21 protein-coding genes are annotated in these 19,536 nt (G+C 32.5%); 13 read left to right on the forward strand and 8 right to left on the reverse strand.

Annotated features, from left to right (window positions below; translation table 11 throughout):
* Window positions 1–116: 116 nt before the first annotated feature.
* The 5 genes from FEM21_RS05580 (at window position 117) to FEM21_RS05600 (ending at window position 4,850) form a co-directional block, all read left to right on the forward strand.
* Window positions 117–1,499 (forward strand): glycoside hydrolase family 28 protein, encoded by a 1,383-nt coding sequence (locus FEM21_RS05580; RefSeq protein WP_035658770.1) that lies wholly within the window; start codon window positions 117–119, stop codon window positions 1,497–1,499.
* A gap of 7 nt (window positions 1,500–1,506) precedes the next feature.
* The gene (locus tag FEM21_RS05585) at window positions 1,507–2,919 is read left to right on the forward strand and encodes a family 43 glycosylhydrolase (RefSeq protein WP_081824647.1); all 1,413 of its coding nucleotides are present in this window, start codon (window positions 1,507–1,509) and stop codon (window positions 2,917–2,919) included.
* Window positions 2,920–2,984: 65 nt separating this feature from the next.
* Entirely contained in the window at window positions 2,985–3,278 is a 294-nt protein-coding gene (locus FEM21_RS05590; RefSeq protein WP_035658808.1) for a type II toxin-antitoxin system HigB family toxin, read from the forward strand.
* Between the two features lie 5 nt (window positions 3,279–3,283).
* The gene (locus FEM21_RS05595; protein ID WP_035658771.1) at window positions 3,284–3,640 is read left to right on the forward strand and encodes a helix-turn-helix domain-containing protein; all 357 of its coding nucleotides are present in this window, start codon (window positions 3,284–3,286) and stop codon (window positions 3,638–3,640) included.
* A 268-nt stretch (window positions 3,641–3,908) separates the two neighbouring features.
* Entirely contained in the window at window positions 3,909–4,850 is a 942-nt protein-coding gene (locus FEM21_RS05600; protein ID WP_152547374.1) for a DUF4238 domain-containing protein, read from the forward strand.
* Window positions 4,851–5,048: 198 nt separating this feature from the next.
* Here the strand turns inward: FEM21_RS05600 and FEM21_RS05605 are convergent, their stop codons facing one another.
* Together FEM21_RS05605 and FEM21_RS05610 are read right to left on the reverse strand one after the other, a co-directional pair.
* The gene (locus FEM21_RS05605) at window positions 5,049–6,092 is read right to left on the reverse strand and encodes an RluA family pseudouridine synthase (protein WP_035658773.1); all 1,044 of its coding nucleotides are present in this window, start codon (window positions 6,090–6,092) and stop codon (window positions 5,049–5,051) included.
* On the reverse strand, window positions 6,082–6,702 hold the full coding sequence (locus FEM21_RS05610; protein WP_035658774.1) for a PASTA domain-containing protein: 621 nt from the start codon (window positions 6,700–6,702) through the stop codon (window positions 6,082–6,084). The genes FEM21_RS05605 and FEM21_RS05610 overlap by 11 nt, the downstream gene beginning before the upstream one ends.
* Window positions 6,703–6,914: 212 nt before the next feature.
* Between FEM21_RS05610 and FEM21_RS05615 the strand changes: the two genes are divergently transcribed.
* The 4 genes from FEM21_RS05615 to FEM21_RS05630 all read left to right on the forward strand — a co-directional run bounded on the left by FEM21_RS05615 (window position 6,915) and on the right by FEM21_RS05630 (window position 9,911).
* Window positions 6,915–7,886 carry a D-alanine--D-alanine ligase gene (locus FEM21_RS05615; protein WP_035658775.1) on the forward strand — a complete coding sequence of 324 codons (972 nt, stop codon included), beginning with the start codon at window positions 6,915–6,917 and terminating at the stop codon, window positions 7,884–7,886.
* 176 nt (window positions 7,887–8,062) lie between these two features.
* Entirely contained in the window at window positions 8,063–8,755 is a 693-nt protein-coding gene (locus FEM21_RS05620; RefSeq protein ID WP_035658776.1) for a DUF421 domain-containing protein, read from the forward strand.
* A gap of 9 nt (window positions 8,756–8,764) precedes the next feature.
* The gene (coaD, locus tag FEM21_RS05625) at window positions 8,765–9,220 is read left to right on the forward strand and encodes a pantetheine-phosphate adenylyltransferase (protein ID WP_035658777.1); all 456 of its coding nucleotides are present in this window, start codon (window positions 8,765–8,767) and stop codon (window positions 9,218–9,220) included.
* 112 nt (window positions 9,221–9,332) lie between these two features.
* On the forward strand, window positions 9,333–9,911 hold the full coding sequence (locus FEM21_RS05630; protein WP_035658778.1) for a PhnA domain-containing protein: 579 nt from the start codon (window positions 9,333–9,335) through the stop codon (window positions 9,909–9,911).
* 134 nt (window positions 9,912–10,045) lie between these two features.
* Here FEM21_RS05630 and FEM21_RS05635 read toward each other — a convergent pair whose 3' ends face one another.
* Window positions 10,046–11,398, reverse strand: coding sequence for a DEAD/DEAH box helicase (locus tag FEM21_RS05635; protein ID WP_035658779.1), 1,353 nt, complete (start codon window positions 11,396–11,398; stop codon window positions 10,046–10,048).
* 190 nt (window positions 11,399–11,588) lie between these two features.
* Between FEM21_RS05635 and FEM21_RS05640 the strand changes: the two genes are divergently transcribed.
* Window positions 11,589–12,116 (forward strand): superoxide dismutase family protein, encoded by a 528-nt coding sequence (locus FEM21_RS05640; RefSeq protein WP_035658780.1) that lies wholly within the window; start codon window positions 11,589–11,591, stop codon window positions 12,114–12,116.
* Between the two features lie 118 nt (window positions 12,117–12,234).
* On the forward strand, window positions 12,235–13,434 hold the full coding sequence (locus FEM21_RS05645; RefSeq protein ID WP_035658781.1) for an LETM1-related biofilm-associated protein: 1,200 nt from the start codon (window positions 12,235–12,237) through the stop codon (window positions 13,432–13,434).
* A gap of 30 nt (window positions 13,435–13,464) precedes the next feature.
* On the opposite strand, the gene FEM21_RS05650 is transcribed toward FEM21_RS05645, so the two are convergent.
* Together FEM21_RS05650 and FEM21_RS05655 are read right to left on the reverse strand one after the other, a co-directional pair.
* Window positions 13,465–15,102, reverse strand: coding sequence for a SulP family inorganic anion transporter (locus FEM21_RS05650; protein ID WP_035658782.1), 1,638 nt, complete (start codon window positions 15,100–15,102; stop codon window positions 13,465–13,467).
* An 85-nt stretch (window positions 15,103–15,187) separates the two neighbouring features.
* Window positions 15,188–15,472: a hypothetical protein gene (locus FEM21_RS05655; protein WP_035658783.1), complete on the reverse strand. Its 285-nt coding sequence runs from the start codon at window positions 15,470–15,472 to the stop codon at window positions 15,188–15,190.
* A gap of 249 nt (window positions 15,473–15,721) precedes the next feature.
* Between FEM21_RS05655 and FEM21_RS05660 the strand changes: the two genes are divergently transcribed.
* Entirely contained in the window at window positions 15,722–16,663 is a 942-nt protein-coding gene (locus FEM21_RS05660; protein ID WP_035658784.1) for a LysR substrate-binding domain-containing protein, read from the forward strand.
* Between the two features lie 39 nt (window positions 16,664–16,702).
* Here FEM21_RS05660 and FEM21_RS05665 read toward each other — a convergent pair whose 3' ends face one another.
* The 3 genes from FEM21_RS05665 to mnmD form a co-directional block, all read right to left on the reverse strand.
* A complete protein-coding gene (locus FEM21_RS05665) occupies window positions 16,703–16,903 on the reverse strand; it encodes a hypothetical protein (RefSeq protein WP_035658785.1) in 201 nt (66 codons plus the stop codon).
* A gap of 231 nt (window positions 16,904–17,134) precedes the next feature.
* On the reverse strand, window positions 17,135–17,332 hold the full coding sequence (locus FEM21_RS05670) for a hypothetical protein (protein WP_035658786.1): 198 nt from the start codon (window positions 17,330–17,332) through the stop codon (window positions 17,135–17,137).
* A gap of 139 nt (window positions 17,333–17,471) precedes the next feature.
* Window positions 17,472–18,131: a tRNA (5-methylaminomethyl-2-thiouridine)(34)-methyltransferase MnmD gene (mnmD, locus tag FEM21_RS05675; RefSeq protein ID WP_035658787.1), complete on the reverse strand. Its 660-nt coding sequence runs from the start codon at window positions 18,129–18,131 to the stop codon at window positions 17,472–17,474.
* 299 nt (window positions 18,132–18,430) lie between these two features.
* On the opposite strand from mnmD, the gene FEM21_RS05680 reads away from it, so the two are divergent.
* Window positions 18,431–19,498 carry a branched-chain amino acid aminotransferase gene (locus FEM21_RS05680; protein WP_035658788.1) on the forward strand — a complete coding sequence of 356 codons (1,068 nt, stop codon included), beginning with the start codon at window positions 18,431–18,433 and terminating at the stop codon, window positions 19,496–19,498.
* Window positions 19,499–19,536: the final 38 nt, after the last annotated feature.

A 19,536-nucleotide genomic window follows, 5' to 3' on the forward strand; every position in this document is an offset into this window, starting at 1 on the left:
CAAGGTATCTGTTTTCAATCAGGATACTTAGAAAAAAACGCTTTTATATATTTGCCTTTAAGCTTTTATTTAGCTTTATTTCGAAATGTATTTTACCAACCAAAATAATCAACTCAATGAAAAAACTGATTCTGTGTTCTTTTTTGACTCTTTCGCTTTCTATTTATGCTTTCAAAATTGAACCTCCAAAAGTTACTCTGAAAGAAACAAAAGTAAAAGCACCTTTTGGAACCACAAAAATAAAAACTCCTGATTTTAGCAAATGTGCCTCTTTTATAATTACTGATTTTGGCGCTGTTAAAGGCGACCAAAACAAAACTTCGCAAGCCATTGCTCGAGCCATTGATGCTGCTAACAAAGACGGAGGTGGGACAGTAATTATTCCTGAAGGCGAATGGTTAACAGGAAAAGTACATTTTAAAAGCAACGTTAATTTACATTTAAACAAAGGAGCTTTACTGCTTTTCTCTGATAATCCAAACGATTATTTACCAGCTGTTCACTCTACCTGGGAGGGACTGGAATGTTACAATTATTCGCCATTAATTTATGCTTATAAATGTAAAAACGTAGCAATCACCGGCGAAGGAACTATCAAAGCCAAAATGGATTTTTGGAAAAAATGGGCTGGACGTCCTGCAGGGCACATGAACAGTTTGAAAAGATTATACAATATGTCCGGTCAAAATGTTCCTGTTGAACAGCGAGTGATGGTAAATGATACTGCCAATTTGCGTCCGCAATTAATTCAGTTTAACCAAAGCGAAAATATCCTGATTGAAGGAGTTAGTATTAGAAACAGTCCGTTTTGGACGGTTCACACCTATCTTTCAAAAGATATTGTACTTCGAAATTTAGATATTTATGCTCACGGTCACAACAATGATGGTTTTGATCCTGAAATGAGTCAGAATATCTTGGTTGAAAACGTAACTTTCGATCAGGGAGACGATGCTATTGCAGCAAAATCGGGTAGAAATCCGGAAGGATGGCGTTCTAAAACTCCAACCAAAAATTTAATTATTCGAAATTGCACCATTAAAAACGGTCACCAATTATTAGCCGTAGGAAGTGAATTATCAGGCGGAATCGAAAATGTTTTTATAGACAATTGTGAGTTATTAGAAGGCTCAAGCACATTCAACCTTATTTTCATCAAAACAAATGAGCGTATGGGCGGTTATGTAAAAAATATTTATGTCCAAAACATTAAAGGAGACAAAGTAAGAGACGGAATTTTAGGTATTGAAACCGATGTTTTATACCAATGGAAAAATCTGGTTCCAACAGTTGAACGTCGCCTGACTCCTATTTCGGATGTTTATTTGACCAATGTTCAGGCTAAAAACGTTCAATTTATTTCCCGAATTAAAGGCGAAAAAGAATTACCTATAAAGAACATTAATCTTAAAAACGTAGCTGCAGAAAGTATTAGTGGCAAAGAAAAATACATTAGCGAAAATGTAGAAAACTTTAATGTATCTACTAAAACCAAATAATTGAACTATGTTTTTAAAAAATTATAAAAACGCATTTTTAGCCATCACTTTTATTGCGATTTCTTCTTTGGCTACAGCCCAAAAAGGAAAAATTGATGCTATTTATTCGGGGATTCCATGTTTTGATAACAACAATAACGTGGTAAGTGCTCACGGTGCCAATATTGTAAAAGATAATGGAAAATTTTATCTTTTTGGCGAATTCAAATCAGATACCAGCAATGCTTTTAATGGTTTCAGCTGTTATTCTTCAACGGATTTATACAACTGGACATTTGAGAGAATCGTTTTGCCAGTACAAAAATCGGGCGCTTTGGGTCCGGATCGTGTGGGCGAAAGACCGAAAGTAATGAAATGCCCAAAAACAGGCGAATACATTATGTACATGCACGCCGATGATTTAAAATACAAAGACCAATATGTGGGTTATGCAACTTCTAAAACCATCAATGGCGAATATACTTTTCAGGGACCAGTTCTTTTTGAAGGCAAACCTATCAAAAAATGGGATATGGGGACTTTTCAGGATACTGACGGCAGCGGTTACATTATTACACATTCCGGAAATTTGTATAAACTAAGCGATGATTATAAAAGTGTGACTGAGCAAGTGGTAAAAGACATGACATCGCATTGCGAAGCACCGGTAATCATCAAAAAAGGCAATACGTATTTTTGGTTAGGTTCTGAATTGACTTCTTGGGAACGAAATGATAATTACTATTTTACAGCACCTTCGTTAAAAGGGCCTTGGAAATCTCAGGGGATTTTTGCCCCAAAAGATTCTTTAACCTGGAATTCGCAATCTACCTTTGTACTTCCTATTGTTGGTTCAAAAGACACCACTTATTTATTTATGGGTGACCGTTGGGCTTATCCACGTCAAAATTCGGCGGCAACTTATGTATGGCAACCGCTTTTAGTAACTGAAAACAGTATTTCTCTGCCTGATTATAAACAAAGTTGGCAAATTGATATAGCAAAAGGCACTTGGTCTCTGTCAAAAATAAAAGGTATCGAAATTGAAAATACCGACACCAACGCAATCCAATATTCAGGGAATTGGTCAGAAGATAATTCGTCTAAAATAAGCCAATCAAATATTAAAGGAAATTCTTTTTCAGTTGATTTTAAAGGAGCGCAAGTTGGTTTTTACGGAACTTCAAAGGTTGATGGTGGTTATGCTGCAATAATAATCAAAAATAAAAAAGGAAAAACAATACTTTCCTCTACCATTGACATGTATTGCAAATACACCGAAAACTCTCTAAAATTCCTTAGTCCTGTTTTACCAAAAGGAAATTATAATATAACGGTTACCGTAGTGGGAGAACACGGAAACTGGTATAAAAAAGACGGAACAGGTTTTGGTAGTACCGGAAATTTTGTTGCTTTGGATAAAGTAATTATAAAAAAATAAAAGCTGTTTAAAAAACAATTCCCGTATTGGGAACTTTTTATTATCTTTGTCAAAATTTCAGAGCCTTGAGAGTTATTGCAAAAAAAATATTAAGGGATTTTTGGGAATCACATACTGATTGCGAACAACAATTAAAGTCATGGTTTCAGGAAGCTAGTAAAGCTACATGGGAAAGTCCTAATGAAATTAAGCAAGAATTTCCAAGTGCAAGTATTTTGAATGATAATCGTGTTGTTTTTAATATTAAAGGAAACAATTACAGATTGATTGTGAAAATAAATTATGATTATCAAATGATTTGGATTCGTTTTATTGGAACGCATTCTGAATATGATAAAATTAATGCTAACAAAATTTAAGAGTTATGGAAATTAAACCTATAAAAACGGATACCGATTATAATCAGGCTCTTGAAAGACTTGAAATAATTTTTGATGCTAAAACCGGTACACCTGAAGGTGACGAACTTGAAGTTCTGGGAATTTTAATTGACCAATATGAAAATGAGCACTTCCCTATTGGCTTACCTGATCCCATTGAGGCAATTAAATTCAGAATGAAACAAATGGGCTATAATCAAAATGATTTAGCCAATATCGTAGGATTAAAAAGTCGTGCCAGTGAAATTTTAAATCGCAAAAGAAAACTATCTCTTGAAATGATTAGAAAATTACACGAAGCCTTACATATTCCTACTGATGTTCTAATTCAATCCTATTAATTGCTACATATTAAAATAACTCAAAGTCCCTCCCGATAGCTTCGGGAGGGATTTTTTTTATACTTTAAATTAGATTCTTTTTCTCAAAAATAAGCATGTTTGTGAGATTATTCAGTGCGTAATAGAATTCTTTTTTGTAGTATTGTAACCACAATAATTTAATGTAAAAACAACATAAACGCAATAAACTTTCGCCAATCTGCCCGATTTTGGATATATACGAAAGTTTATTGTGTGTACTTATGTAATAGCGGCTATTTTAGAAAAAATGTGTACTAAAAGAAAACATCATTATGTTTGGCGAGAATATTTACGGTCTTGGAGCTGTAAAGAAAAAATCTATTCATACATAAAATCTGAAAATAAAATTGTAGAACCAAACTTAATGGGTGTTGCTCAACAAAGATTCTTTTATTCATTAGAAGAATTTTCTATTGAAGAAGAATTAATACTCAATGAATTAGTCAGACAATACAGTAATAGCGAAGCATCCTTAAAAATTAATCTTGAATTATTAAACATTTACACATCATATTCACGATTAAAAAGATTAGATAAGGAAAATACATTTGAAACTAATTCAGAAAAAGAAATTGAGAAGCTAGCCAAAATATTAGAATTAGTAAGAACAAATTTATTTGAAGAATTTCACTCAATTATTGAAAATTATGGAAAGAAAGTTGTTAAAATAAAAAACTTCGAAGACATTCAAATGTTTGAAAATGATGATGATTTATTCTTCACAATGATTTTTTTATGTTCTCAATTTTTAAGAACTAAGAAAATGAAAACTAGTTTAGAATTAGTTTTCAATAAAAGTGAATTTATCATACCAAAATACACAAACATTCTATCATTAGTTTTTGCAAACTCATTAGCTATTTCTTTATCACAAAATGAAAACATTAAATATATATTCTATGAAAATGAAACTGAAATAAAATTTTTAACATCAGACCAACCGTTAATGAATTTGTTAATTAATGACAAAGATGAGAATGGAAAAGTAAAAAACTTTGAATTATACTATCCAATAAATCCAAAAGTCGCAATTGTTATACATTTTGCCAATCAAAATTTGAAGTACGAAAGAATAAAGATTGATACACAAAAAGTAACAATTCTAAATGATTTTTTATTTGAATATGCAGAAGAGTTTGTATTTGCAGATAACGAAGAACAACTAATTAAATATAAAAATAGACGTTAACAGACATTTGGCAAGATTTCGAGTTTTTATGTAAAATTACATTCTCGTTTCGCAAGAAATTTTATCTTTAACAGAAAAAAAATCAGTTTCGAAGTTAGCAACAGTCGCAAAGCCACGGCACGTTACTCACTAACTTATCAAAAAACAAAAAGTCCCATCCCGATAGCTATCGGGAGGGACTTTTTATACTTTAAATTCTTATTCTTCCTCGTCAGTATGATGCGACTTCGAATAATTACGCCATTTTTCAATACAATCCTGAAAATCCTGTGGCAATTCAGTATCAAAACGCATTAGTTCTCCCGTATTTGGATGTACAAAACCAAGTGTTTTTGCATGCAAAGCCTGTCTTGGTAAGGCTTTAAAACAGTTTTCTATAAACTGCTTGTATTTGGTAAACGTAGTTCCTTTTAGAATCAAATGACCTCCATAACGTTCGTCATTAAACAACGGATGTCCTATGTGTTTCATGTGGGCTCTAATTTGGTGCGTTCTTCCTGTTTCCAGAATACAGGAAACCAAAGTTACATAACCAAAACGCTCCAAAACCTTATAATGCGTAATCGCTGGTTTTCCTATCTCAGGATCGGCAAAGACAGCCATTTGCATACGGTCTTTTAAATGACGGGCCAAATTCCCTTCGATAGTTCCGCTTTCTTCGGCTACATTTCCCCAAACTAAAGCTACATATTCCCTTTCGGTAGTTTTAGCCTCAAATTGCTTGGCCAAATGCGTCATAGCCGCTTCAGTTTTGGCAATTACCAATAAGCCCGAAGTATCCTTATCAATTCTATGAACTAATCCCGGACGCTCGCTGCTGTTCATTGGTAAATTTTCAAAATGAAAAGCCAATGCATTCACTAAAGTTCCTGTGTAATTTCCGTGTCCCGGATGCACCACTAATCCCGGTTCTTTGTTAATCAATAACAAAGCCTCATCTTCATAAACAATATTCAACGGAATATTCTCAGGAAGCACATGATTTTCAAACGGCGGATGCGACAACATAATAGTCACCACATCAAACGGTTTTACTTTATAATTCGATTTTACCGTAGCATCATTCACAAAAATGTTACCATCGGTAGCGGCATTTTGTATTTTATTTCGGGTAGCATTTGGGATTAATCCCATTAAGTATTTGTCAATTCGCAACAACGCCTGCCCTTTAGGAACTTCAAATTTATAATGTTCAAATAATTCCTCTTCGTCTAAATCAATCGGCTCAATATTATTGTTCATTTGGCATTTCTTCTGTTGCTGGATTTGCAATTATCGTATCGGTTACTTCTTCTTCATAACTCGCTTTTCCATCACCTAAAACCAAATCAATTTTAGACGATTTCAACACTCTGTCTCCCGGTTTTATATTTCTTCCTTTGTAACGCATTTCAAGAACCATATCTTTTCCAAGATTTGGAATATAAGTAATGGTTCCTTCTTCAAGACCTAATGCCTTTAATGTTGGCACTGCCTCGCGGTATGTTTTCTCAATCAAATCAGGCACTCTAACTGATGAAAAACCAGAACTATTAATCTTAATATATACCTTTCTTCCTTCCTTCACCTTTTCACCTGGTAATGGATCCTGCTGTACCACACTGTATTTAGGATAATTGCTTCTATAATCAACACTATCCAGCAAAACATAAGACAAGTCTAATTCGTCCAGCTTCTCTTCTACCTGTTCTTCGGTCAATTTGCTCAAATCAGGAACTGTAATTTCATTTCCGTGATCAGTAGTAAAAGTCAGCCAATGCATAAAAAGATAACCCAAAAGGGCAATGATTAAAGCGGCTAGAAAAACCTGTGTGAAAAACGCGCGACTAGTAAGATATTTACGTAAACTCATATAATATTTTTTTGAAAGGTGACAAAGATAAAGCTATTTCGTTTCAAAAAAAATGATAATTTTGTTTAATCTAGCTTCCGCTCTAGCTTATTTTATTTCAGGAGCTATTTCCCGCTGTTCACTCTATCTTTTTCCCTGTAAAGAACAGGAAAAAAGGATGCCGTTACCATCGGGGCTAAAAAAACCATTTTTTACAATACAAACGAAACTAAATGAAAAACATTGCCATCATCATGGGCGGCTATTCCAGTGAATACAAAATTTCACTTATTAGCGGTAACGTAGTTTACAAATTCTTAGATAAATCAAAATACAATGCTTTTCGCATCCATATTTTTAAAGAGAAATGGGTTTATGTAGACGATGCCGAAAATGAATTTCCAATAGATCGAAACGATTTTTCGGTAACTGTAAATGGCAACAAAATCAGTTTTGACTGCGTTTTCAACGCTATTCACGGAACTCCGGGCGAAGATGGTTTAATGCAGGCTTATTTTGAATTATTAGGTATTCCGCAAACTTCTTGTGACTACTATCAAGCTGCTTTAACATTCAATAAAAGAGATTTACTTTCAGTTTTAAAACCATACGGAATCAAAACCGCTATTTCTTATTATTTAAACAAAGGTGATGAAATCAACACTAGCGAAATCATTAATAAAGTAGGATTACCTTGTTTCGTTAAACCCAATAAAGCAGGATCAAGTTTCGGGATTTCGAAAGTAAAAACCGAAGCCGAATTACCAACAGCCATTGAAACCGCATACAAAGAAGACAACGAAATTATCATAGAGAGTTTCCTTGACGGAACCGAAGTTTCTGTTGGAGTTATCAATTACAAAGGCGAAATCATCGTCTTGCCAATCACCGAAATTGTTTCAGAAAATGACTTCTTCGACTATGAAGCCAAATACCAAGGGAAATCACAGGAAATCACTCCTGCCCGACTTTCTGACGAAATGACTCAAAAAGTAGGAACCATTGCAAAACGTGCTTACGAAGTATTGAAAATGAAAGGATTCTCCCGTTCAGAATTTATCATCGTTAACGACGAACCACACATGCTGGAAATGAATACCATTCCGGGATTAACTACTGAAAGTTTGATTCCGCAACAAGCTGCCGCAGCAGGAATTTCATTAGAAGATTTGTTTACTAATGCGATAGAATTAGCTTTAGCATAAAAGTTATTAAGATACTTTAGGTGTTAAGATTTAAAGATTTTAGCACCTTTAATTTTTATAATAATATCAAAAACTAAATGATCTTGTCATTCCATTGAAGTAGGGATGAGAAAAAAATAAACACAGAAAGAAAAACATAGTAACTTAGTATCTCAGAACCTTAGCAACTCAAAAGCATGAAAGATATCTTTGAATGGAACAGGCTCTTATTTAACGAAATGCCGGAAGTTTTTCTTTTGGAAGTTTTATTTCGTTCAACAGTAATGTTTATCATTTTATTGTTGACCTTAAAATTAGCTGGAAAAAGAGGTGTAAAACAATTATCCGTTTTCGAAACCGTAATTATTATCGCACTAGGATCTGCAGCTGGAGATCCTATGTTTTATGAAGATGTTGGGATTATTCCCGCTGCAACGGTATTTGTTGTTATTATTGTTTTATACCGTTCAGTCACCTGGCTAACTGGAAAAAGCAAGAAATTTGAAGAATTTGTAGAAGGAAAAACCGAATGTCTTATTATTGATGGAAAATTTTCGGTTACTTCTTTTGAAAAAGAAAGCCTTGCTCAGGATGAATTTTTCTCTGAACTTCGTATAAAATCTATAGAACATTTAGGACAGATAAAAAATGCCTTTATTGAAACAAGCGGAGAAATAAGTGTGTTTTATTATGAGGATAAAGATGTGAAATTTGGATTACCTATTTTACCTTCTTTGTTTAATCAAAAAAATAAATTTATTCCAGCAAACGGTATTTATTCCTGTACATTTTGCGGACATACCGAAGAGCAAAATTCAGCAACTGCAACCTGCACTATTTGTAAAAAAGACGAATGGGTTGCTGCAATAAATACCAAAAGAATTACTTAAAAAATAAAAATGAGAAAAGCTATATTTCCGGGATCTTTTGATCCTATTACCTTAGGTCATGAAGACATCATCAAAAGAGGAACTCCACTTTTTGATGAAATCGTTATTGCCATTGGGGTGAATGCTGAGAAAAAATACATGTTCCCTCTGGAAGAAAGAAAACGTTTTATTGAGGAAACTTTCAAAAACGAACCAAAAATTTCGGTAGTTACTTATGAAGGTCTAACCATTGATTTGTGTAAAAAAATTGGCGCTAATTTCATTCTTCGTGGTTTGCGTAATCCTGCCGATTTTGAATTCGAAAAAGCCATCGCTCACACCAACAGGGAATTATCTAAAATAGAAACTGTGTTTTTATTGACTGCAGCAAGTACTTCTTATATCAGTTCGAGTATCGTGAGAGATGTACTTAGAAATGGCGGAGAATATGAATTGTTAGTTCCAAATGCAGTTCGAGTAAAATAAATTCAGTAGAAAGTGATCAGTTTTTAGTATTCAGTAAACGAAATTTAGATCGCAAAATAAAAACTAAGGACTCGGGACTAAACACCAAGGACTAAAAAACTTAAATAAAATAATGAGCATAGACAGAGAATTAAATAAACGCAGTGGCGGAAAATGTGAACTTTGTGGAGCAACAGAAAACCTAAAAGTTTATGAAGTGCTTCCTACTAAAAAAGGTGGAATTGATGAAGCTATTCAGGCTTGTGCTACTTGTGTTGACCAAATTGAAAATCCAGGTAACGAAGATCTAAACCACTGGAGAAGCTTGAATGACAGTATGTGGAGCGAGCACATTCCGGTACAGGTAGTTGCCTGGAGAATGTTGAGCCGTTTGCGTGCTGCGGGTTGGCCACAGGAATTACTGGATATGATGTATCTTGACGAAGACACTCTGGAATGGGCAAAAGCAACCGGTGAAGGTGAAGACGATGAAAATAAAATCGTTCACAGAGACAGCAACGGAGTGATTCTGACACACGGAGACTCAGTTGTTTTAATCAAAGACTTAAAAGTAAAAGGTTCCAGTATGGTGGCTAAACAAGGAACTGCTGTTAGAAACATCCGTCTTGATCATGAAAATGCCGAATATATTGAAGGAAAAGTAGACGGACAACAAATTGTAATTATTACACAATACGTAAAGAAAATTTAGCCTACAGAAGGCAGTTGACAGACAGAAGAGTTTAGACTATAAAAAAAGAAAGCAGATTTCATATTAAGAATATTAAAATTCTAATTTGAAATCTGCTTTTTGTTTTCTGCAAACTGCCTTCTGCTAACTGATCACTACTCCTCCACTTTCTTAATCACATTTCGGGCAACCTGAATTTTATATTTTTTACCCTTCATTTTTTCGTCTTTAATATTATGCAGTAACTCTTTTACTTTAGCATATTTTACGGCGGCAAACGAAATAAAATCTTTTACTTCGATTAATCCTAAATCGCCTTTTTCCAATTTCCCTTTTTGGGAAAAGAAACCTACGATATCTATTTTGTTCAGCTTATTTTTCTTTCCTCCGCTGATGTAAATCGTTTGAAATTGTGGTGCTTTTGGCAAAGACTTAGCATTTTCGACTGAAAAAACTTCGGTATTTTCATAATCTAAATAATCCATTTTTTTCTCAGACTCATTTATAATCAGATAAGCCGTTCCCGTAGCCGTCATACGTGCCGTACGTCCGTTTCTATGGGTAAATTCATCTTCCTTTAATGGTAAATGGTAATGAATTACATGATTCATTTCGGGAATATCGAGTCCTCGGGCTGCTAAATCAGTGGTAACTAAATAACTCACACTACCATTTCTAAACTGAATCAAAGCACGTTCACGCTCTTCCTGATCCATTCCGCCATGATAATAAGTCGAATATATTCCTTTTTCATTCAACGTATCACTAATACGCTCGGCAGCATCACGATGATTACAAAAAATAATTGCCGATTCTGATTTCAATGAACAAATCAACTGAAACAAAGTATTAAGCTTATCTTTTTCTTTCGAAATCACCAATTTAACCGAAAGATTAGACGACTTTTCTTCCTCTTCAGGAATAAAGTCCAGAATCGTTGGATTTACCACTCGGGTGTATTTTGGAATCTCAATATCAGAGGTTGCCGAAACCAAAACACGTTTATTTACTTTCGATAATTTACCAATGATGAACGACATTTGCTCATGAAATCCCAATTGCAAAGACTTATCAAATTCGTCCAAAATCAAGGTTTGAATTTTATCCAGACGAAAAGTTTCTCTTTCGATATGATCAGCAATTCTGCCCGGCGTTCCTATTAAAACTGCTGGTGGATTGCTTAAATTTTTAATTTCGGTATCAATCGAATGTCCTCCATAACAAACATTAACCTTATAATCAGTTCCCATTTTTTTCCAAACCTGCTCAATCTGCAATCCTAATTCGCGTGATGGAACTAAAATTAAACATTGTACCGAAAGGATTTCCGGCTGTAGCATTTCTAAAATGGGCATTAAAAAAGCTAATGTTTTCCCGGAACCTGTTGGCGACAACAACAAAACATTATTTTCATTCAAAATGACTTCCTGAGCGGCTTGCTGCATTTCATTCAGGCTTTCGATACCTAAATTTAGAAGTGTATTATTAGCGTGTGGTTTCTTATTCATGCGGCAAAGGTAATTAAAAAGAGGACAGTTTTTAAATTGCTAATTTGGGTCAGTAATTCCTTTTTTCGAATAAAATAGTTTGGTACAAACTCATTTGTGCTAAAAAAAATAGCCATAGAAATACTAATAAGCCTTGATTTTCGGTCTTTTTATAGTATTTTTATACTTTAAATTTTATTCCAAAAAAATCATGAAAAAATTCATTCTATTTACACTCACGATTAGTGCTGTCTTTGTTGGTTGTAAACCTCAAAATAAATCGGCAGATACTAAAAAATTAAATATCGCATTAGAAGCTAAAAGTAACAGCAGCGTTACAGGAACCGCTACTTTTATTGAAAAAAACGGAAAAGTAACTTTTGAAGCTAAAGTTTCAGGCTTAAAACCAGGTGTTCACGCGATTCATATTCACGAAAAATCAGATTGTTCAGCTCCTGATGGAAGTTCGGCTGGAGGACATTGGAATCCAACCTTTAAAAAACATGGAAAATGGGGTGTTGGCGAATACCACAAAGGTGATATTGGTAACTTTACAGCTGATGATAAAGGAAATGGTTCTATAAAAATCACAACTGACGAATGGTGCATTGGTTGTGGAGACCAAACTAAAGATATCCTAGGAAAAGGTTTAATTGTTCATGATGGAACTGATGATTTTACTTCTCAACCAGCAGGAAATGCAGGTGCAAGAGTGGCTTGTACAGCGATTATCAAATAATGCCTAGAACAAAATAGCTTAAAACCATCTTAATTTAACAAAATTGGGATGGTTTTTTTATTTTTAGATAACACCAAAACTATAAAAAAACATAGCTTTGTAACATCAAAAAAATACAATGATTAACCCTTCTGCATCTGGTTGGATTGATAAATTTTTTATCAAACAAGAATTCAAGAAAGAACATATTTTCCTGAATACTGATTCTTTCTATAAAAAAACCAGAGCTACCGGATTTATTTACGGTCATATTATTTCGTTTGAAACTCCTGTAACTGTTGACACTAAAGGCTGGGTGCAAAATGAAATTCCGAAAGTTGCATTATTGAATGCTTTATACGGAGTTTATGGATTAATTACTAATGATGCCGAACCTTCTAATTTTATAAAAAAATTACTGGATTTTTATGACGAAATGCATCCGCAGGGTTTTAATTTATTTAAGAAAGTCTTACCGAATGGCGCTCCATCCTTAAATTTGGAAAAATTTATTGATACCCGTGTACAAACCAATGTGGATATTATCAATAAAAATTTCTCTCATATTGTAACTAATGCTTTGCTCTTTATTGATGTTTTAGCTTTTAGACAATATTTAATTAACGGAAAAATCCCAGAGAAATACCTCAAAAAAATTGAAGAAGCAGTAATTAATGTGGTTACACTGGCTTTAAAAATTAAGACTACTAAATCTAATTATGACGATTTATTAATTAAACTTTTTGAAGCTTCTGTTCGCTACAGCAAATTTTCTAAAATTAATGCTCAGAATTTAGACGAATTCAATTTAGATTATTTCAGTTCTGATTTAGAGAAATATTACCTCATCGATATGGCAGGAATGGCATTATGGAGCGATGGTGAAATCGAAAATGAAGAAATTTACTTTTTACATAAATTAGCTCAAAACCTTAAAATTTCGGGTGATTTTGTGACCGAAAGTATTAAAAACACAGATACTTTTATAACCACTTATAAAAAGGAAATTCCGTATTTTAATTATTCGAATCCGGTAAAACATTTTTACGATCAAACGACACAAAATGTTATTACACTAATTACGCGTAATAAAAACCGATTAGTTAAGGAAATTATTCAGAGTAAGGAATTGATGGTTTTATTAGCCTATTCTACACGAAGGGATTTAAGCGAAAAAGAAAAAAAGAAAGTAAAAAAACAGCTGTTGGAGGTTTGTAAAACAATACCATCTTTAACTATTTTTTTACTTCCCGGAGGAAGCTTATTACTTCCTATCCTGATAAAATTTATCCCAACTTTACTTCCATCGGCTTTCAATGAGAATTTAGATAACGAATAAAAAAATCGTATTCAGATTTTTATTTGTTGATTAAGATTGCTCTTTTTTAACCAAAACTCTTTTAGTAACATCATAATAATGTTCAATAGTTACATGATTAGGAGTTTCATCTGAGTTTTCTAACTGATATTCTTTTTTAAATCCTTTTAGAACAACTATAATATTTTCATCTATAGCACGAATAGTTTTAAACTCATGAATTAAATCTAAAATATCATGGGCAATATATACTGTATCTTCGGCAGAAATGATAACTTTTGAGTTTTCAGGAATGGATTTCAAGGTATTTTTTATTGCTGCTTTATTTAAAAACGAAACTTCCTGAGCTAAATCGATATGAATAATATCACCATCGGCATATTCTTCTTTTTTAAAAGTATAAGCTCGTTTTAAATTTCCTTTTAATACAAAAATGATACTGATAACAATTCCTAATAATACTCCTTTTAGCAAATCAGTAGCTACCACAGCAACCATCGTAGCAATAAATGGTACAAACTGATATTTTCCTTTTTGCCAAAAATGCTTGATTGTAGCCGGTTTTGCTAATCTATATCCCACCAAAATTAATATTGTTGCTAATGTTGCCAGTGGAATTTTATTCAAAATAACCGGAATTACCAAAACACTTATTAATAACATTACACCGTGAATAATAGTAGACATTTTAGACTTAGCTCCAGCATTGTTATTCGCCGATGTACGAACCACCACAGAGGTCATAGGTAAACCACCGATAAGAGAACTCACTATATTTCCTATTCCTTGTGCTTTTAACTCAACATTTGTATTAGTATATCTTTTTTGAGGATCCAATCGATCCGCAGCTTCAATACACAATAAAGTTTCAATTGATGCAACTATTGCTATTGTGATACCATTAGTCCAAACATCAGGATTTGTGATAGCTGTAAAATCAGGAGTCACAATAATTCCTTTTAAGTCATCGAATGAAGTTGGAACTGGCAAGGATACTAAATGACTTTTAGTAATCACTATAGCACTTCCTGTTTGAATGAAAATTTCATTAATTATAACACCGCAAATTACTGCAATCAAAGCTCCGGGAATAAGTTTTATTTTCTTTAAAAAAGGAACTCTTTCCCAGCAAATCAACACTATTAAGGAAACTAAGGAAACAATTATTGCTCCTAATTGAAAATGATTTAAAATATTAAGCAGTGACGAAAAAGTATTATTTCCATCAACCTGAAAAAAAGCTTCATCACCTTCAAAATTAGCATCATACCCAAAAGCATGAGGCAATTGTTTTAGAATAATAATAATTCCAATTCCTGCAAGCATTCCTTCGATAACATTGGTTGGAAAATAATTAGATATACTTCCAGCTTTAATAAAACCCAATATCAGCTGAAATATTCCGGCAACAAAAACCGCCGATAAGAAAATTTCGAATGTTCCTAAATCAGATATTGCTGTTAATACAATAGCTGTTAAACCCGCAGCCGGACCACTAACACTAATATGTGACTGACTTAAATATCCTACTACTACTCCCCCAATGATACCCGCAATAATACCAGAGAACAAAGGTGCGCCAGAAGCCATTGCAATTCCTAAACACAATGGTAAAGCCACCAGAAAAACCACTAAACCTGAGGCAAAATCAGATTTTAGGTTGGCAAAAAGATTCATTTTTTTTGACATAATACTACAATTAATTACATGTAACAGTATTCTTGACTACATTTAAAATGTGGTCAGAAATCTTAAAAGTCCTTTTTAGAATACATTATACAAAATTGGGAGGAGGTGAAAATATTCGTTTTGAAATATTTTCATGTTTAGATAGATTTTCAGAAAGAATTAAACTTCCTATTATGATTCTTTTCAATTCAAAAACAGAAGTTATAGCTTCAGTACAAAAAATATTTTTCATTTCCTCTTTAGCATGTTCTTCTTCTGAAACATTAAAGAACATAGCAGTATCAGTAGATTTTTCAATCAATTTTACTATAGCCGGAGTTGATAAAAAAGCTATAAAGAGGATCATGAAGAACGGCGCTATGACTTTCATACAAACAAAAATAATCTTTAATGAAGATAATTTATAAAAAAGCAGCTATTTTTTTGAAAAAAATTAACTTTCAAAAAAGAGCTATTGTAATAAACAAACGATTAGCAAGAATTTAAAGAATTCTTTGAATTTTTAATAATTTAAAAACAACCACTTTGAGTATTATTTTCAAGTATTATCTCAATTAACATTTTTTAAAGCCATAAATTAAATTGATTGTTTTTATATTTACATCAAATTATTCTATTTATGACAATTACACAACTTAAATACGTCCTAGCCGTTGCCGAACATAAAAATTTCACATTAGCTGCCGAAAAATGTTTTGTAACCCAGCCTACGCTAAGTATGCAAATTCAAAAAATCGAAGAAGAACTCAATATTCAAATTTTCGACAGAACAAAAAAACCAATCCAACTTACTGATATTGGTCAAAAAATAGTCAATCAGGCTAAAAATATCGTTAACGAAGCCGATAGAATTCAGGATATCGTAGAACAACAAAAAGGTTTTATAGGTGGCGAATTCAGATTAGGAATTATCCCTACAATAATGCCTACTCTATTACCCATGTTTTTGAATAACTTTATCAAAAAACATCCAAAAGTAAAACTGATTATTGAGGAATTAAATACCGAAGAAATCATTACAAAACTAAACAACGGACATCTTGACGCTGCAATTGCTGCAACACCATTGATGGAAGAAAAAATCAAAGAAATTGTTTTGTATTTCGAACCTTTTGTGGCTTACATTCCTGAAAATCATCATAGTTTTCAAAAAAAGGAAATTGAAGTAGATGATTTGAATCTTGATGAAATTCTATTATTGCAAGATGGACATTGTTTTAGAGATGGCATTTTAAATCTTTGTAAAAATAATACCAGAAACGAAGGAAGTCATTTTCAGATAGAGAGCGGAAGTTTTGAAACATTAATAAAATTGGCCGATGAAGGTCTTGGAACCACGCTTTTACCTTATTTACACACTTTAGATTTAAAGGATTCAGATAAGCTTAAATTACGCCATTTTACAGAACCAAAACCTGCGAGAGAAGTAAGTCTTATTTATCCAAAAAGCGAACTAAAAATACAAATTATCGAAGCTTTAAGAAGTACAATTGCCGGAGTGATTAAAGGCGCTATTGTTTTTCAAAATGTACAAATAATAAGTCCGCTACAAAAAAAATAGAGTCAGGATTTTTTAATTTCCTGACTCTATTTTGAGTTATTAATTTCTTTCCACTATAAAAAGGTATTCTTGTAATTCGGGCTTTTCTTTTGTGTAATAAGAAAGCCAGTTTCTAAGATGATCCATCTCATGTGGTAATAAATTTCTAACTGCTTTTTTAAGTTCTTTTACAAATAAATCTGGTGCAAAACTTACCCTTTCAAGAATCGATTTGGTATAATCATATATCATTCGTGGCATAATATAATGTTTTAAAGTTATCTAATTTTAAGTATTCCAATTTACGAAAAACTAGCCTGAACCCACAACTAGCAAGTAGTTAAAAAACACATAAAATAGAACCAAATACATTTTCTTAATTTTTTTAAAATATTTAACTTAGAAAGAAGTTTAAAAATTTCAAAATAGTACCAACATCAAAAACGAAAGAAAAACATATAAAAAAAAGGAACTTCAATGAAGTTCCTTTTTTTATATACTTATTATCATTAATGATGATTCCAATTCGGGTTTCTCTATTACAAAAGAAGCCAGCCATTCTTTTAACTGCTCTAATTCATACGGTAAGAGCGCTTTAATGGCTTTTTCTAATTCCTTACTAAAAAGTACAGGATCAAAACTCACTCTTTCTAATATCGATTTAGTGTAATCAAACATGATTTTTGACATAATAGATTAACGGTTTATAAGGTTAAACAATAATTTAAGGCATTGTAAAAATAGTGATTTTGAAACACATTTTACATTTTAACGCTATTTTTAAATTATTATTATTTTAACAACTCTAAAAAAAGATTTTAATTGTTTTTTACTTAAAAGCTCTAAACATTTCTCTTTTTCCGGGTGGACCTTCCAGTTTTTCGACTCTAAAACCTACCTCAATCATACTTCTTTTCACTACTCCACGTGCTGCATAAGTAACTAAAACTCCATTTTCTTTTAAAGCATCGTACATTTTTTTAAAAATTTCAGTACTCCACAATTCAGGCTGTACCCTGTAACCAAAAGCATCAAAATAAATCAAATCAAATTGATTAACATCGTCAATATCCTGAAAAAATTGTTGCCTTTTGGTTAACGAAAAAGAATCGCTTAAAATTATTTTTTCATTCCAATTCGACTGATGCATTTTTTCGAATACTTCTAATTGATTTTGAGCGTTCAATTCCTCAACATAATTCATAGAAAGAATTTCTTCCGGAGCAACAGGATAGGCTTCTACACCTACATAATCTATATTTTGCTGAAATTCTTTCGCCTCCAGAAAACTAATAAAAGCGTTTAAGCCAGTTCCAAATCCTATTTCGAGAATTGAAATAGTTTTGTTTTTAAACAGCGAAAGTCCGTTCTTTATAAAAACGTGTTTCGCTTCCTGAATTGCGCCGTGTTTAGAATGATAACTCTCATTCCATTCTTCTAAATGAATTGTTGTAGAACCATCCTGAGTTTGTATAATTTCTCTTTTCAATTTTCTAAATATTTTATTGATTCGACATCAATGAGTAACCAAAATTAGTCAAAAAAGGACATACAAAACCTTAAAAAACTTTGATTTATTGCATATTTCATATAAATGCTTGTCTTTTTTTTTATTTTTTTTTGAATATATGAAAATCGTATTCAATAGTAACAATTATTAAAATTTTAGCAAGTTTTATGTCCTTTTTTATTTAATTTTGTCAAGAATTAAAGTTAAGTTCATCATATAGTGAAATTTCATACTTAAACTTCATTTATACATTCAAAAAAAACAAAAAAAATATTATTATGAGTACCACTCAAGCCAACAAAATTGAAATTATAAAAGCCCCTACTACAAAAATCAACGAAGTAGATTTTGAAAACTTAAATTTTGGTTCTGTTTTTACTGATCATTTATTTGAATGTGATTTTAAAAATGGAGAATGGCAAAACCCAACTATTAAACCTTATGCTCCATTTATGATGGACCCTTCATCAAGAGTTTTCCATTATGGTCAGGCTATTTTTGAAGGAATGAAAGCTTATAAAGATGATAATAATGATATTTGGTTATTTAGACCAGATGAAAACATCAAACGTTTTAATAGTTCTGCTGTTAGAATGGCAATGCCTGAAGTTCCTGAACAATTGTTTACTGAAGGATTGAATCAATTATTAAAATTAGACGAAGCCTGGATTAAAAAAGGTTTAGGAAATACACTTTACATTCGTCCGTTTATGATTGCAACTGGTTTTGGAGTTGTAGCTAATCCATCTGATGAATATAAATTCATGATTATTTTATCTCCTGCAAAAGCATATTATTCAGGAGAAGTAAAAGTACTTATTGCGGAGCATTTTAGTAGAGCTGCTAATGGTGGTATTGGTGCTGCAAAAACTGCCGGAAACTACGCAGGACAATTCTATCCTACTAGTTTAGCTAATAAAGAAGGTTTTCAACAAGTTATCTGGACTGATGATGCAACGCATACTAAGCTGGAAGAAGCCGGAACAATGAATGTATTCTTTAGAATCAATGATACTTTAGTAACCGCTCCTACAAGCGAAAGAATTCTAGACGGAGTTACCAGAAAAAGTCTTATTGATATGGCAAAAAGAGAAGGAATTGCTATCGAAGAGCGTTCAGTTTTAGTTTCTGAATTAATCGAAGGAATTAAAGACGGAAGTTTAAAAGAAATCTTTGGAGCAGGAACAGCTGCTGTAGTTAGTCCTATCAAAGGATTTGCTTATAAAGAAGAATATTTTGAATTACCTAAAATCGAAGATTCTATTGCATTACAATTGAAAGAAAAACTAACAAATATGCAACACAAACTAACTGAAGATCCTTTTGGTTGGACTGTAAAAATATAATTTTGTTATTTTCAGGATATAAAAAAGGCGATTTTCAA

Source organism: Flavobacterium seoulense (assembly GCF_000695795.1).
GTDB lineage: Bacteria > Bacteroidota > Bacteroidia > Flavobacteriales > Flavobacteriaceae > Flavobacterium > Flavobacterium seoulense.